Below are 13,704 nucleotides of genomic sequence, written 5' to 3' on the forward strand. Positions count from 1 at the left end.
AACTCGCCACCCGCTACAAGGCCGGAGTCCACCTGGCCGCACTCATCCTCTGGCTCCGCGAACCCACCCAAGATCCTTTGTCAGACAGTGCCTAGAGGGCCGGGGCCGGGGCCAGGGGCCAGGGGCTAGAGGGCCGGGGCCGGGGCCAGGGGCCAGGGGCTAGAGGATCACGTGGGGCAGGAAGCGGGCGTACTCGTCCGTGACCAGGCCGCTGGACTCGCGGATGCCGAGGCCGGCCGACTCGTCCTCCACCATCCACGCACCGAGGACGACGTGGTTGCCGTCGAACGCGGGGAGCGGCGCCAACTGCTGGTAGCAGCGGGCTTCGTCGGTGTGCGGGGCGGGATCGCCGCCCGGTTCGTGCAGGGTGACGCCGGCGCCCTCGCGGCCCAGCAGCGGCTTGGCCGCGTAGCCGGTGGTGGCCGCCAGTTCGCGGGGGCCGTCCAGGTAGGCGGCGAGGAGGTTGGGGTGCCCGGGGTACAGCTCCCACAGGACGGCCAGCAGTGCCTTGTTGCTGAGGAGCATCTTCCAGGCCGGTTCGATCCACATCGTCGTGCCGGTGCCGCCGCCGTTGTCGAGGGTGTCGAGGACATGGCCGGCGAAGCGGTCGGTGGTCAGCCACTCCCAGGGGTAGAGCTTGAAGCAGCTGCGGATGAAGCGGAGTTGGCGGTCGACGAAGCGGCCGGACAGCGGGTCCCAGCCGATCTCCTCCATGGAGATCCAGTCGGTGTCCAGGCCGGCCTGCTCGGCGGTCTCCTTGAGATAGGCGACCGTCATGAGGTCCTCGCCGAGCTCGTCCTGCGAGGAGTGCGCGAAGCAGAGCGGGCTGCCGGGCGGGAGCAGGGGGGCCTGCTTCTTCCAGGCGGCGATCAGGCGTTCGTGGAGGGAGTTCCACTGGTCGGCGCCGGGGAACCGTTCCTCCATCCAGAACCACTGGGGGGAGGCCGCTTCCACGAGCGAGGTGGGGGTGTCGGCGTTGTACTCCAGGAGCTTCGCCGGGCCGGTGCCGTCGTAGCGGAGGTCGAAACGGCCGTAGACGGACGGGAGTTCGGCGCGCCGGTGCCAGGCCTCGGCGACCGCCGCCGCGATCCGCGGGTCGGTGATGCCGAGGTCGGCGAGGCGGTCGGACTCGACGAGGTGGGCGGCGGCCGCCAGGCACATGGTGTGCAGTTCCTCGACGGTCTCCTCCAGCGCCTCGACCTCGTCGAGGGAGAAGACGTAGTACGCGCTCTCGTCCCAGTAGGGGCGCAGGCCGCCGTCGGGGTGGCGGGTGAGCGGGTAGACGAGACCCTGTTCCTCGACGGTCCGCTGCCAGTCGGGGCGGGGTTCGATGCTGTGACGTCGCACGGTGCCGGTGTCCTGTTCAGCCGCTCGGGCGCTCAGCCGCCGGAGCTGCCCTTGCCGGAGCTGCCCTTGCCGACACCGCTGCCGCTGTCGCTGTCGCCGCCGAAGCCGTTCCGGTCGACCCCGCTGCCACCACTGCTGCCACCGCTGCTGCTGCCGCTGCCACTGCTGCCGCTGCCTCGGCCGGTGCTGCTGGAACCGGTCGAACTGCCGGCCCCCTCGCCCGGCTCGGTGAAGGAGCCGCCGTCGACCCAGGAGCCCTTCTTGTCGCCGCCGTAGTACCAGGCGGCATCGCCGGAGACCTTGCCGGCCGTGGCGGTCTTGCCGGTCTTGCCGGTCTTGGCGGCCCCGGTGGACTTGCAGTTCTTGTCGGCGACGACCTTGTAGCCCTTGGTGAGGTTGTAGCTGTCGCGGTCGACGCAGCGCTTGTCGGGGTCGGAGGAGCAGGCGGACAGGGCCGCCGCGAGCACTCCCATGCCGCCGAGTACGACCGTGCCCGAGCGAAGTCTCCGACGCGCGTCCGCCATGTTCCGTCTCCCCGTTGCCGCATCGCCCCTACGACGATTTCCGGCCGTCAGCCTAGACACCGTGCCGAGAGCGGCCGAAGGCGGCCCGCCCACGAGCCGTTCCCCTACAGTCCTTTCGTGCTCTTCGGAATGGTGTGCGCCCTCGGCGCGGCGGTCTGTTTCGGTACGGCGACGGTGTTGCAGGCGATGGCGGCGCGGGCGGCCGCCGGCGGGAGCGGCGGGGACGCGGCGCTGCTGCTGCGGGCTGTGCGGCAGTGGCGGTATCTGGCGGGACTCGGGCTGGACGGGCTGGGGTTCGTGTTCCAGATCGCCGCGCTGCGCTCGGTGCCGATCTACGCCGTGGGGGCGGCCCTCGCCTCCAGCCTGGCGGTGACGGCGGTGGTCGCGGCGCGGCTGCTGAAGGTACGGCTGAGCCGGACCGAGTGGGCTGCGGTGGGGGTGGTGTGCGCGGGGCTGGCGATGCTGGGACTGGCGGCGGGGACGGAGGGCGAGGAGAGCGGGCCGCCTGCGTTGCCGTGGGTGCTGCTCGGCGCGGCGGGCGGGGTGCTGCTGCTGGGGCCGGCCGGGAGGCGGCTGCCCGGGCGCGGACGGGCGCTGGTGCTGGGCCTCGGGGCCGGTTGCGGGTTCGGGGTGGTCGAGGTGGCGGTGCGGTTGATCGACTCGATCGACCCCGCGGAGCTGCTCACCGACCCGGCGCTGTACGCCCTGCTGCTGGGCGGCGGAGCCGCGTTCCTGCTGCTGACGACGGCTCTCCAGCGGGGGTCGGTGACGACGGCCACGGCCGGGATGGTGATCGGGGAGACGATCGGGCCGGCGCTGGTGGGCGTGGTGTGGCTGGGCGACCGTACCCGGGAGGGGCTCGGCTGGCTGGCCGTGCTGGGTTTCGTGGTCGCCGTGGCGGGAGCGCTGGCGCTGGCCCGGTTCGGGGAGGCGCCCGAAGCGGCACCCGCGGCGGAGCCGGCACCACAGCCGCCGGTCAGGCCATCGTCTCCGTGATGGGTCAGGCCATCGTCTCCGTGATTGCCGTCCCAGAGCAGGATCCTCGCCTCCGGATAAACAGAACACATGAAGGAGACACAGTAAGACAGGCATCGGCGAGTGCCGCCGATGCCCGCATTCTGCATTGTCCTGAATTACTTCCCGGCCGGCGCCGCATCCGTTGAGCTGTGCGGCGCTGATCCTGACCAGTTCCGGGATCTCGGGTTCGATCTTGGCGTCCTGGGCGGCGGAAACGGCGACGCCGTGCAGGGATCCCGTCGCGGCGGAGACATCGGGGGTCGTCTTCTTGAGGGTCGCCCGGGACAACGAAGTTGTTGTGCGTCATGGGGAGCCTGTATCCGGGAATTCTATCCGGGAAAAGGAATTCCGGAGCCGTTCTCGCCGAAAGGAAGCGCCGCACACAATGCGTCCAGCGCGCCGGACCAGGCGTGTTCCGGCGGGGTGCCGTAACCGACGACCAGGGCGTCGAGGGGCTCGGTGACCGCGTCGGGATGGCGGTAACGGGGGGTGAGGCCGTCGACCGCCAGGCCCTGGTATGCCGCCGCCCGCACCACCGCCTCCTCCGTGCCGGGCGGGAGCCGCAGGACGGCGTGCAGGCCCGCCGCGATGCCGGTGACCCGGATCGCCGGGGCATGCGCGGTGAGCGCCGCGACCAGCGCGTCACGGCGTCGGCGGTAGCGGGTGCGCGCCGCCCGGACGTGACGGTCGTACGCGCCCGACGTGATGAACTCCGCGAGCGTCAGCTGGTCCAGGACCCCGGAGGTGTCCACCCCGCCCTTGGCCGCGACGACCTCCTCCGCGACGTCCGGCGGCAGCGCCATCCAGCCCAGGCGCAGGCCGGGGGCCAGCGACTTGCTCGCGGTGCCCAGGTACACCACGTGGTCGGGGTCCAGGCCCTGGAGGGCGCCGACGGGCTGGCGGTCGTAGCGGAACTCGCCGTCGTAGTCGTCCTCGAGGACCAGCCCGCCGGTGTGCCGCGCCCAGTCCACGACGGCCGCCCGCCGGTCGTGGTGCAGGGGCACACCCATCGGGAACTGGTGGGCGGGGGTGAGCAGGACCGCGCCCGTGCCCTTCAACCGGCCGGTGTCCGTGCCCCGTTCGTCGACGGGCAGCGGCGTCGTGGCCAGCCCCGCCGCCGCCAGGAGCCTCCAGTGCTCGTCCAGGCCGTACGCGTCGACGGCGATCGTGCGCACCCCGCGTGCCCGCAGGACGGTGGTGAGCAGTCTCAGTCCGTGCGCGAACCCGGCGCACACCACGATGCGTTCGGGGCCGGCGCGCACTCCGCGGGCGCGGGAGAGGTAGCCGGCGAGGGCGGCGCGCAGTTCGACGCGGCCGCGGGGATCGCCGTAGCCGAGGGCGTCGGAGGGGGCGGCGGTGAGAGCGCGGCGGGCCGCCCTGAGCCACTCGGCGCGCGGGAAGGTCCCGAGGTCGGGGGTGCCGGGGCGCAGGTCGTACGCGGGCCCGCGGCGCTCGGGGCGAGGGCGCTCCCCCGCGCCCGTCGGCGGGACGGCCCGGCCCTCGGCCACCCGTGTGCCCGAGCCCTGGCGGGCGGTGAGCCAGCCTTCGGCGACGAGGTCGGCGTAGGCGTCGGCGACCGTGTTGCGGGCGATGCCCAGGTCGACGGCGAGCGAGCGGGAGGAGGGGAGCCGGGTGCCGGAGGGCAGGCGGCCGCTGCGGACGGCTTCGCGCAGGGCGTCGGTCAGGCCCCGGCGCAGGTGCGGTCCGGTCGGTTCCAGATGCAGGTCGACGCCGAAAGTGGCCCAGGATCTCGCCATGGAAATGGACCATACTCCTGGGCTGCCCCGCTCCTAGGGTCGAGGGTATGACGACGCACGCAGACATCACGACCACCGACGAACAGGTTCCGTACGCCCCCGAGCACACCCCCCGGCTGAACTGGTCCGCGCACGCGCCCGAGGTCTTCAAGGCGATGCTCCGGCTCGACGCCGCCGCCCGTAAGGGCCTCGACCCGAAGCTGGTCGAGCTGGTGAAGGTCCGCGCCTCGCAGATCAACCGCTGCGCGCTCTGCGTCGACATGCACAGCAAGGACGCGCTCGCGGCGGGCGAGAGCGTCGAGCGGATCATCCAGCTCAGCGCGTGGGAGGAGTCGGAGCACTTCTACACCGAGCGGGAGCTCGCGGCGCTGGCCCTGACGGAGGCGGTGACCGTGCTGACGGAGGGCTTCGTGCCGGACGAGGTGTACGGGCGGGCCGCGAAACACTTCGAGGAGGCCGAGCTGGCGCAGCTGATCGCCGCGATCACGGTGATCAACGCGTGGAACCGGTTCGGCGTGACCTGCCGGCTGGTACCGGGGCACTACCGGCCGGGGCAGCACGCATGAGCCGTACGAATCTCCTCGACCGCGAGGTCGGCCGGGCCATGTCCACGCTCAGCGCGGCCGCGAAGCGGGGTCTCGGCGACCCCGCGCTCGCCGAGCTGGTGGTGATCCGCGCCTCGCAGCTCAACCGCTGCGCGTTCTGCCTCGACATGCACCTCACGATCGCCCGCGAGCACGGGGTGAGCGAGAAGCAGCTCGATCTGCTGAGCGCGTGGGAGGAGGCGGGGGACGTCTACGACGAGCGGGAGCGGGCCGCGCTCGCCCTCACCGAGGCGGTGACCGTGCTGACCGGGGGCTTCGTGCCCGACGAGGTGTACGAGCGGGCGGCCGGGCACTTCGACGCCCCGCGGCTCGCCCATCTCGTCGCACTGATCACCGCCGTCAACAGCTGGAACCGGGTGATGGTCGCCCGCCGTATCCCGCCGGGGGGTCACACGCCATGAGCGAGGTGGACGTCATGAGCAGGGCGGACGAGTTCCGCCGGCTGCACCACGGCCGGCTGCCGGGCGACCCGCTCGTCCTGCCGGGCCCCTGGGACGCGGCCAGCGCCCGGGTGTTCGCCGAGGCCGGGTTCCCGGCGCTCGCGACGCCCAGCGCGGGCGTCGCCGCCTCGCTCGGGTACGCGGACGGGCGGACCCCGGCCGACGAGATGTTCGCGGCGGTCGCCCGGATCGTACGGGCGGTGGACGTGCCGGTGTCGGCGGACGTCGAGGACGGGTACGGGCTGGCGCCGAAGGAGCTGGTGGAGCGGCTGCTGGAGACGGGCGCCGTCGGCTGCAACCTGGAGGACTCGGCCGACGGTGTCCTCAAGGACCCGCGCGAGCACGCCGAGTGGCTCGCCGAGGTGCGGCGGGCGGCGGGCGACCGGCTCTTCGTCAACGCGCGCGTCGACACCTTCGTGTACGGCGACGGCGACCCCGGACGGGCCATCGAGCGGGCGGCGGCGTACGTCGCCGCGGGCGCCGACTGCGTCTATCCGATCGGCGCCCCTGCGGCCGTCCTGCCGCTGCTGCGGTCGGGGATCCCGGGCCCGCTCAACGCGGGCGGCCGGGTGGACGGCGAGGGCCCCTCGCCCGCCGCACTCGGCGAACTCGGGGCCACCCGCGTCACGTTCGGACCGGGACTCCAGCGCAGGACGGCCGCCGCCCTGCGGGAGATCAGCGCGGAACTGGTGCGGGGCGTCGTGTCCTAGCGGCGCTCAGGACAGCCATGCCTTCCACGTCGACGCGTGGCTGTCCACCCACTTCTTCGCGGCCGCCTCCGGAGTGAGTTTCTGGTCGGCGATCATCAGGGACACCTCGTTCTGGTCCTCCGTCGTCCACTTGAACTTCTTCAGGAAGGCGGCCGCCTTGCCGCCGTCCTTCGAGAAGTCCGCGTTGAGGTACTTCTGGAGCGGGGTGCGCGGGTAGCCGCAGGCCACCTCGTCCGGCTCCGCGTCGCAGCCCTCCTTGTAGGCGGGCAGCTTCACCTCGGTCATCGGGACCTTCTCGAAGAGCCACTGCGGGGCGTACCAGTAGGTGAGGAAGGGCTTCTTCTCCTTGGCGAACTGCCTCATCTGGGTGATCTGGGCGGCCTCGGAACCGGCGAAGACGACCTGGTAGTCGAGCTTCAGGTTCTGCACCAGGGCCTTGTCGTTGGTGACGTAGGACGGGGAGCCGTCCATCAGCTGGCCCTTGCCGCCGCTCTCGGCTGTGCGGAACTGCGACGCGTACTTGTTCAGGTTCTTCCAGTCGGTGACGTCCGGGTGCTGCTTCGCGAAGTACGTCGGGACGAACCAGCCGATGTGTCCGGTGACGCCGAGGTCGCCGCCGCGCGCGATCGTCTTCTTGTCGTCGACGTAGCGCTGCTCCTGGTCGGGGTGGCCCCAGTCCTCCAGGATCGCGTCGACCCGGCCCTGGCTGAGCGCGTCCCAGGCGGGCACCTCGTCGACCTGCACGGTGTCGACGCGGTAGCCGAGCTCGTGCTTCAGCAGGTACTGGGCGACGGCCACGTTGGCCTGCGCGCCCACCCAGGACTGGACCGAGAGGGTCACGCTCTTGGCGCCCTGCGCGTTGGCGAAGGGCGACGCCTGCTTGGTCATGTCGGCGGCGCCGCAGCCGGTGAGCAGCAGGAGCGCCGAAGCCCCGGCGGTCAGGGCGGTCGTACGCATCCGCAGGTCGCGAAGGCGTAGGTCACGAAGTCGTGGCTGGTGAACTCGCATGTCACGCTCCCTTCTTCACGCGGCGGTCGGCCGGCTGGGTCACCCGGTCGAGCATCAGGCCGAGGCAGACGATCGCGGCGCCGGCCACCAGGCCGGTCGCGAGGTCGCCCTGGGCGAGCCCGAACACGGCGTCGTAGCCGAGCGCGCCACCGCCGACCAGACCGCCGATGATGACGACGGCGAGGACGAGGACCACGCCCTGGTTCACGGCGAGCAGCAGCGCGGGCCGGGCGAGCGGGAGCTGGACCTGGCGCAGTTGCTGCGCGCCGGTCGCGCCGAGGGACCGGGCGGACTCCATCGCCGCCGGGTCGACCTGGCGCAGGCCCTGGGTGGTGATGCGGACGACGGCGGGCAGCGCGTAGACGACGGCCGCCGCGACGGCGGGGGCGCGGCCGACGCCGAACAGGGCGACGACCGGGATCAGGTACACGAACTGCGGCATCGTCTGGAACACGTCCAGGACCGGGCGCAGCAGCCGTTCGACGCGGTCGCTGCGGGCGGCGGCGATGCCGGTCGCGAAGCCGAGGACGAGGGTGACGGCGACGGCGGCCAGCACCTGGGAGAGGGTGTCCAGGGACGGTTCCCACACGCCGAGCACGCCGGTCGCGGCCAGCGCGAGGACGGCGGTCAGCGCGGTGCGCCAGGTGCCGATCGGCCAGGCGATCGCGGCGACCAGGAGCAGCACGGCCCACCAGGGCAGGCCCTGGAGGCCGGCCCGGACGGGGTCGAGGACCCAGGTGGTGAAGTGGCCGGCCCAGTCGGCGGTGCCGCCGATCACGGGCACCCCGGAGTAGAGGTGGTCGGTCATCCAGCCGACGGCGTCGTTGACGGTCGCGGCGATGCTCACCGTCCAGGTGTCGGGCCAGTCGAGCCGGCCGGCCGCGCGCCCGGCGAGCGCCACGGCCACGGCGCCGGCAGCGGCGTAGGCCCAGCCGGCCCGGCCGCGGCCCGGTTCGCCGTCGCCGGCCCGGCCGGCGGCGGCCGTGACCCGGTCCAGGACGACCGCGAGCAGCACGATCGGGATGCCGGCGGCGAGGGCCGCGCCCACGTCGACCGAGGCCAGCGCCTGGTAGACGCGGTCACCGAGGCCGCCCGCGCCGATCACCGACGCGATGACCGCCATGCCCAGCGCCATCATGATCGTCTGGTTGAGGCCGAGGAGGAGTTCCTTGCGGGCCAGCGGGATCCGGGCGGTCAGCAGGCGTTGCCGGGCGGTCGCGCCCAGCGACTCCACCGCCTCCAGGACCTCCTTGTCGGCGCCGCGCAGTCCGAGCGCGGTGAGCCGGGCCATGGGCGGGGCGGCGTAGACGACGGTGGCCAGGACGGCCGCCGGGACGCCGATGCCGAAGACCAGCACGACCGGGAGCAGGTAGGCGAAGGCTGGCAGTACCTGCATGGTGTCGAGGACCGGGCGCAGGGCGCGGTCCAGGCGCTCGGAGAGACCGCCGGCCAGGCCGAGCACCACGCCCACGACGACCGACACGAGGACGGCGACGATCATCAGGGCCAGCGTCTGCATCGTCGGCACCCACATGCCGAGCAGGCCGCAGGCCAGGAACGCGGCCGCCGTGCCGAGCGCGAGCCGCACCCCGGCCACCCGCCAGGCGACCAGCGCGGCCGCCGCGGTGACCCCGGCCCAGCCCGCGCCGAGCAGCACCAGGTACACGGCGCGCACCGAGAGGACCACGCCGTTGCTGAGGTAGCCGAAGAAGTAGAGGAACAGCGGGTGGCTGTCGCGGTTGTCGACGATCCAGTCGCTGGCGCCGGTGAGCGGCTTGGTCAGGTCGACGGTGAGCGCGTGCGGCCAGGTGCCGCTGGCCCACTGGGCGTTGGCCAGCGGGACGAGGATCGCGGCCGCGAGCGCGAGTATCAGGAGCTTGCGGAGGGCCTGGTGTCCGAGGACGCCCGGGAGGGCGGCCCGGGGGGCGGATGTGGTGAGCGTGGCCATCAGACCGCCTCCTTACGGGGCTCCGTCCCGACCGCGACGGATTCGGGCCTCCGTCCGGCCGGGACGGATGTGTGGCCCGTGCCGGCCACCACGCCGAGCAGTGCCTCGTGGTCGACGACGCCCAGGCAGCGGCCCGAGTCCATGACCCGCACCGGGACGCCCGCCCGGGCGACCGCCTCGATCGCCTGGGACACCGTGGCGTCCGGGGACACGGCCGGGCCGGTGCCCGCCTCCTCCAGGGACGCGGGCCGCATGGCCGTACGCACCGTCAGGACCTGCTCGCGCGGTACGTCACGGACGAACTCGCGGACGTAGTCGTCGGCCGGGGAGCCCACGATCTCCTCGGGCGTGCCCAGCTGCACGACCTCGCCGTCGCGCATCAGGGCGATACGGTCGCCCAGCTTCAGCGCCTCGCTGAGGTCGTGGGTGATGAAGACCATCGTGCGGCCCTCCTCGCGGTGCAGCCGGACGACCTCCTCCTGCATGTCGCGCCGGATGAGCGGGTCGAGGGCGCTGAAGGGCTCGTCGAAGAGGAGCACCTCCGGGTCGACGGCCAACGCGCGGGCCAGGCCGACGCGCTGCTGCTGGCCGCCGGAGAGCTGGGCGGGCCTGCGCCGTTCCATGCCGTCCAGGCCGACCTTGTCGACGACCTCCTTGGCGCGGGCGCGTCGCTCGGCGCGGCCCATGCCCTGGATCTCCAGGCCGTAGGCCACGTTGTCGAGGACCGTGCGGTGCGGGAGCAGGCCGAAGTGCTGGAAGACCATCGCGGCGCGGTGCCGGCGCAGTTCGCGCAGCCGGGTGCGGTCCATCGCGCGGACATCCTCGCCGTCGACGACGATGGTGCCGGCCGTCGGCTCGATCAGCCGGGTCAGACAGCGCACCAGGGTGGACTTTCCGGAGCCGGACAGGCCCATGACGACGAAGACCTCGCCCTTGCGCACGTCGAAGGAGACGTTGCGGACGGCGGCCGTGCAGCCGGTGCGGGAGCGGAGCTCGGCGGGCGGGAGCGCGGCGAGCTCGGGGTCGGCCGGGACGCTCTCGCACTTGGGACCGAAGACCTTCCAGAGTCCGTCCACCGAGAAGACGGGGGCTCCGGTGTCCGCGGTGGGCGGCTTACGGGTGGCGGGCATGATCGTCATCGCGCATCGTCTCCGATCAGGTCGACGGCTTTCTCGCCGACCATCAGCACCCCGATCATGGGGTTCACGGCGGTCATGGTGGGGAACACGGAGGCGTCCGCGATGCGGATGCCGTCCAGACCCCGGATACGCAACCGTGGGTCCACCACGGCCAGTTCGTCGTCCTCGGCACCCATGCGGCAGGTTCCCGCCGGGTGGTAGACGGTGTGCGCGACCTTGCGGGCGTACTCGCTCAGTTCCTCGTCGCCCGTGATGTCCGGGCCGGGCGCGACCTCGCGCTTGAGCCAGCCGGCCAGCGGCTCGGTCTTCGCGATCTCGCGGGCGATCCTGATCCCGTCGACGAGGGTGCGGCCGTCGTGGTCGTCCTCGTCGGTGAAGTAGCGGAAGTCGAGGGCGGGCTTCACGGACGGGTCCGCGCTCTCCAGGTAGAGCCGGCCGCGGGACTTCGGCTTGGGGATGTTGGGGGTCATCGAGACTCCGTACGGCGGGCGTTCGTAGCCCAGGCGCTCCGGGTTGTCCGTGAAGGGGACCTGGTAGAAGTGGAACATCAGGTCGGGGCCCGGGTGTTCGGGGTCGCGGCGTACGAAGAGGCCGGCGTCGGAGTCCATCGCGGAGTTCTCCGGGAGCGGCCCGTGGGTCTCCCAGACGATCACCGACTCGGGGTGGTCGAGGAGGTTCTCGCCGACGCCGGGCAGGTCGAGCACGACGGGGATGCCGAGCGCGTCCAGGTCGGCCTTCGGGCCGATGCCGGAGTGCAGGAGGAGGCGGGGCGAGTCGACGGCGCCCGCGCACAGCACGACCTCGCGGCGGGCCCGTACGAGGATCTCCTCGCCGTCCTTCGTGCGGACGTGCACGCCTTCCGCGCGCGTGCCGTCCAGCTCCAGCCGGTACGCCCAGCTCTCCAGCAGGATCGTCAGGTTGGGCCGCTCGTCCATCACCGGGTGCAGATAGGCCACCGAGGCGCTCGACCGCTTGTTGGTCTCCGGGTGGTAGGCGAGGTCGAAGAAGCCGACGCCGTCGTCGAAGGGCTTCTGGTTGAAGCTCTCGATCCGCGGCACTCCGGTCGCCTGCTGAGCGGCGTCGACGAAGTCGCGGGCGATGGCGTTGCGGTCCTTCTCGTCGACCGGGACGATGTTGTTCAGCAGGCGCGCGTAGTACGCCTCCATCGGGGCCGCGCCCCAGCCCCGGGCGCCGGCCGCCTCCCACTCGTCGAAGTCGGACGGCAGCGGCTTGAAGGCGATGAGCGTGTTGTGGGAGGAGCATCCGCCGAGGACGCGGGCGCGGCTGTGCCGGATGTGGGAGTTGCCGCGCGGCTGCTCGGTGGTCGGGTAGTCGTAGTCGAGTTCGCCGCCGAGCAGGCCCATCCAGCGGCGCAGGGTGAGGACGTCGTCGCGGCCGACGTCACTGGGGCCGCCCTCGATGACGGCGACGGTGGTGTCGGGGTTCTCCGTCAGCCGGGAGGCGATGACGGAACCGGCGGTTCCGCCTCCGATGACGACATAGTCGTAGACATGTGCGTTCTCTGGCATGGGGGGTACTCCAGGGGCGTGCGAAGTCTTCCGGGGCAGGCTCGGGGCGGGCGGGATGCCGGCCGGGCGTCGGGCGGGATGTCGGCCGGGCGTCAGGCGTCAGCCGGCGAACCAGCGGACGGGGCGCGGCGCGAGGTTCTGGTAGACGTGCTTCGCCTCGCGGTACTCGGCGAGCCCGGCGGGGCCGAGTTCGCGGCCCACCCCGCTCTTGCCGAAGCCGCCCCACTCCGCCTGCGGCAGATAGGGGTGGAAGTCGTTGATCCAGACGGTGCCGTGCCGCAGCCGGCCGGCGACCCGGCGCGCCCGGCCCGCGTCGGCGGTCCAGACGGCGCCCGCGAGGCCGTACTCGGTGTCGTTGGCGAGGGCGACGGCCTCGTCCTCGGTGCGGAAGGTCTCGACGGTGAGGACCGGCCCGAAGACCTCCTCCCGTACGACCTTCATCTCGCGGTGGCAGCGGTCGAGGACGGTGGGCTCGTAGAAGTAGCCGGACTCCGGCCGCTGCGGGGCGGGTTCCGGCCGCCGGCCGCCGGACCGCAGCACCGCGCCCTCCGCGAGCGCGGAGGCGACGTACGCCTCGGTCTTGGCGCGCTGCTGCTCGGAGACGAGCGGACCGCACTCGACGCCGTCCTCCGTGCCGCGCCCGAGCCGGATCTTCTCGGCCCTGCCGGCGAGTTCGGCGACGAAACGGTCCCGGACCGACTCCTCGACGATGAGCCGGGAGCCCGCCGAGCAGACCTGGCCGCTGTGGATGAAGGCGGCGTTGAGGGCCTGGTCGACGGCGGTGTCGAAGCCCTCTTCGGTGGCGCAGGAGTCGGCGAAGACCACGTTGGGGTTCTTGCCGCCCAGTTCGAGGGCGACCTTCTTGACGGTCGGGGCGGCCGCCTGGGCGACCTTCGTGCCGCTGACCAGGCCGCCGGTGAAGGAGACGAGGTCGACGTCGGGGTGCTCGGCGAGCCGGGCGCCGACCGTGTGCCCGGGCCCGGTGACGATGCCGGCGACCCCGGCGGGCAGCCCGGCCTCGAGGAGCAGGTCGATGAGCGCGATCGTCGACATCGGGGTGATCTCGCTCGGCTTGACGACGAAGGTGTTGCCCGCGGCGAGCGCCGGGGCGATCTTCCAACTGGCTTGCAGCAGCGGGTAGTTCCAGGGAGTGATCAGCGCGCACACGCCGACCGGCTCATGGACGACGACGCTGTGGATGTCGGGCGAGCCCGCGTCCACCACCCGGCCCGGCGCCTCGCTGGCGACGAGTCCGGCGAAGTAGCGGAAGGCGTCGGCGACGCAGTCGATGTCGACGCGCCCCTCCTCGAGCGTCTTGCCCGCGTCCCGGCTCTCCAGCAGACCGAGCCGTTCGCGATCGCGCACGAGAAGATCGGCCACGCGACGCAGCAGGGCGGCGCGTTCGACGACGGGGGTGTGCGGCCAGTCGCCCTCGTCGAAGGCGGTGCGGGCGGCAGCGACCGCAAGGTCGGTGTCCTTCTCGTCGCCCTCCGCGACCACGGCGAAGACACGACCGTCCGCGGGGTCGAGGATCTCGCGGGTCGCGCCGGAGCCGGCTTCCAGCCATTCTCCGCCCGCGTGGATCGTCCGGTGGTCTCGCTGTTCCGGCTGTTCCGTCCTGTCGGCCATGATCGGTGTCGCCTTCCGTTCCAGGTCAGTCCCCCTGCGTCACCTACGGGT

Annotated in this window: 12 protein-coding genes; 4 read left to right on the forward strand and 8 right to left on the reverse strand. The window is 72.6% G+C overall.

The features are described from left to right. Window positions 1-159 precede the first annotated feature (159 nt). Window positions 160-1,347 carry a glutathionylspermidine synthase family protein gene (locus ACFWBD_RS29655; protein WP_385673242.1) on the reverse strand — a complete coding sequence of 396 codons (1,188 nt, stop codon included), beginning with the start codon at window positions 1,345-1,347 and terminating at the stop codon, window positions 160-162. 32 nt (window positions 1,348-1,379) lie between these two features. Beyond that, the gene (locus tag ACFWBD_RS29660) at window positions 1,380-1,871 is read right to left on the reverse strand and encodes a hypothetical protein (protein ID WP_385673245.1); all 492 of its coding nucleotides are present in this window, start codon (window positions 1,869-1,871) and stop codon (window positions 1,380-1,382) included. Between the two features lie 129 nt (window positions 1,872-2,000). Here ACFWBD_RS29660 and ACFWBD_RS29665 point away from each other — a divergent pair, with 129 nt between their 5' ends. After that, complete coding sequence (locus ACFWBD_RS29665; RefSeq protein ID WP_385673412.1) at window positions 2,001-2,867, forward strand: hypothetical protein; 867 nt, start codon at window positions 2,001-2,003, stop codon at window positions 2,865-2,867. Between the two features lie 350 nt (window positions 2,868-3,217). Here the strand turns inward: ACFWBD_RS29665 and ACFWBD_RS29670 are convergent, their stop codons facing one another. Continuing rightward, the gene (locus ACFWBD_RS29670; RefSeq protein WP_385673249.1) at window positions 3,218-4,645 is read right to left on the reverse strand and encodes a PLP-dependent aminotransferase family protein; all 1,428 of its coding nucleotides are present in this window, start codon (window positions 4,643-4,645) and stop codon (window positions 3,218-3,220) included. Window positions 4,646-4,692: 47 nt separating this feature from the next. On the opposite strand from ACFWBD_RS29670, the gene ACFWBD_RS29675 reads away from it, so the two are divergent. The 3 genes from ACFWBD_RS29675 to ACFWBD_RS29685 are packed head-to-tail and all read left to right on the forward strand — an operon-like array spanning window position 4,693 to window position 6,400. Continuing rightward, window positions 4,693-5,211, forward strand: a complete 519-nt coding sequence (locus ACFWBD_RS29675; protein ID WP_385673251.1) for a carboxymuconolactone decarboxylase family protein — start codon at window positions 4,693-4,695, stop codon at window positions 5,209-5,211. Further along, a complete protein-coding gene (locus tag ACFWBD_RS29680; RefSeq protein WP_385673253.1) occupies window positions 5,208-5,651 on the forward strand; it encodes a carboxymuconolactone decarboxylase family protein in 444 nt (147 codons plus the stop codon). Before ACFWBD_RS29675 ends, ACFWBD_RS29680 begins: the two co-directional genes overlap by 4 nt. 14 nt (window positions 5,652-5,665) lie before the next feature. Next, the gene (locus tag ACFWBD_RS29685) at window positions 5,666-6,400 is read left to right on the forward strand and encodes an isocitrate lyase/phosphoenolpyruvate mutase family protein (RefSeq protein WP_385673256.1); all 735 of its coding nucleotides are present in this window, start codon (window positions 5,666-5,668) and stop codon (window positions 6,398-6,400) included. A gap of 6 nt (window positions 6,401-6,406) precedes the next feature. On the opposite strand, the gene ACFWBD_RS29690 is transcribed toward ACFWBD_RS29685, so the two are convergent. The 5 genes from ACFWBD_RS29690 to ACFWBD_RS29710 form a co-directional block, all read right to left on the reverse strand. Then, the gene (locus tag ACFWBD_RS29690) at window positions 6,407-7,363 is read right to left on the reverse strand and encodes an ABC transporter substrate-binding protein (protein WP_385673414.1); all 957 of its coding nucleotides are present in this window, start codon (window positions 7,361-7,363) and stop codon (window positions 6,407-6,409) included. Between the two features lie 46 nt (window positions 7,364-7,409). Further along, window positions 7,410-9,356 (reverse strand): ABC transporter permease, encoded by a 1,947-nt coding sequence (locus tag ACFWBD_RS29695; RefSeq protein ID WP_385673259.1) that lies wholly within the window; start codon window positions 9,354-9,356, stop codon window positions 7,410-7,412. After that, window positions 9,356-10,486 (reverse strand): glycine betaine/L-proline ABC transporter ATP-binding protein, encoded by a 1,131-nt coding sequence (locus ACFWBD_RS29700; protein ID WP_385673417.1) that lies wholly within the window; start codon window positions 10,484-10,486, stop codon window positions 9,356-9,358. Before ACFWBD_RS29700 ends, ACFWBD_RS29695 begins: the two co-directional genes overlap by 1 nt. A 5-nt stretch (window positions 10,487-10,491) precedes the next feature. Next, window positions 10,492-12,024, reverse strand: coding sequence for a GMC family oxidoreductase (locus tag ACFWBD_RS29705; RefSeq protein WP_385673262.1), 1,533 nt, complete (start codon window positions 12,022-12,024; stop codon window positions 10,492-10,494). 99 nt (window positions 12,025-12,123) lie between these two features. Then, window positions 12,124-13,653 (reverse strand): aldehyde dehydrogenase family protein, encoded by a 1,530-nt coding sequence (locus ACFWBD_RS29710; RefSeq protein ID WP_385673265.1) that lies wholly within the window; start codon window positions 13,651-13,653, stop codon window positions 12,124-12,126. Window positions 13,654-13,704 lie beyond the last annotated feature (51 nt).

Origin of the sequence: Streptomyces sp. NPDC060002, from assembly GCF_042737245.1 — a bacterium.
Lineage (GTDB): Bacteria > Actinomycetota > Actinomycetes > Streptomycetales > Streptomycetaceae > Streptomyces.

What these genes read in the sequence shown, in the direction of transcription:
- ACFWBD_RS29660 (WP_385673245.1), bottom strand. Translation starts at nt 1,871, where the DNA reads ATGGCGGACGCGCGTCGGAGACTTCGCTCGGGCACGGTCGTACTCGGC.
- ACFWBD_RS29665 (WP_385673412.1), top strand. Translation starts at nt 2,001, where the DNA reads ATGGTGTGCGCCCTCGGCGCGGCGGTCTGTTTCGGTACGGCGACGGTG.
- ACFWBD_RS29670 (WP_385673249.1), bottom strand. Translation starts at nt 4,645, where the DNA reads ATGGCGAGATCCTGGGCCACTTTCGGCGTCGACCTGCATCTGGAACCG.
- ACFWBD_RS29675 (WP_385673251.1), top strand. Translation starts at nt 4,693, where the DNA reads ATGACGACGCACGCAGACATCACGACCACCGACGAACAGGTTCCGTAC.
- ACFWBD_RS29680 (WP_385673253.1), top strand. Translation starts at nt 5,208, where the DNA reads ATGAGCCGTACGAATCTCCTCGACCGCGAGGTCGGCCGGGCCATGTCC.
- ACFWBD_RS29685 (WP_385673256.1), top strand. Translation starts at nt 5,666, where the DNA reads ATGAGCAGGGCGGACGAGTTCCGCCGGCTGCACCACGGCCGGCTGCCG.
- ACFWBD_RS29695 (WP_385673259.1), bottom strand. Translation starts at nt 9,356, where the DNA reads ATGGCCACGCTCACCACATCCGCCCCCCGGGCCGCCCTCCCGGGCGTC.
- ACFWBD_RS29700 (WP_385673417.1), bottom strand. Translation starts at nt 10,486, where the DNA reads ATGCCCGCCACCCGTAAGCCGCCCACCGCGGACACCGGAGCCCCCGTC.
- ACFWBD_RS29705 (WP_385673262.1), bottom strand. Translation starts at nt 12,024, where the DNA reads ATGCCAGAGAACGCACATGTCTACGACTATGTCGTCATCGGAGGCGGA.
- ACFWBD_RS29710 (WP_385673265.1), bottom strand. Translation starts at nt 13,653, where the DNA reads ATGGCCGACAGGACGGAACAGCCGGAACAGCGAGACCACCGGACGATC.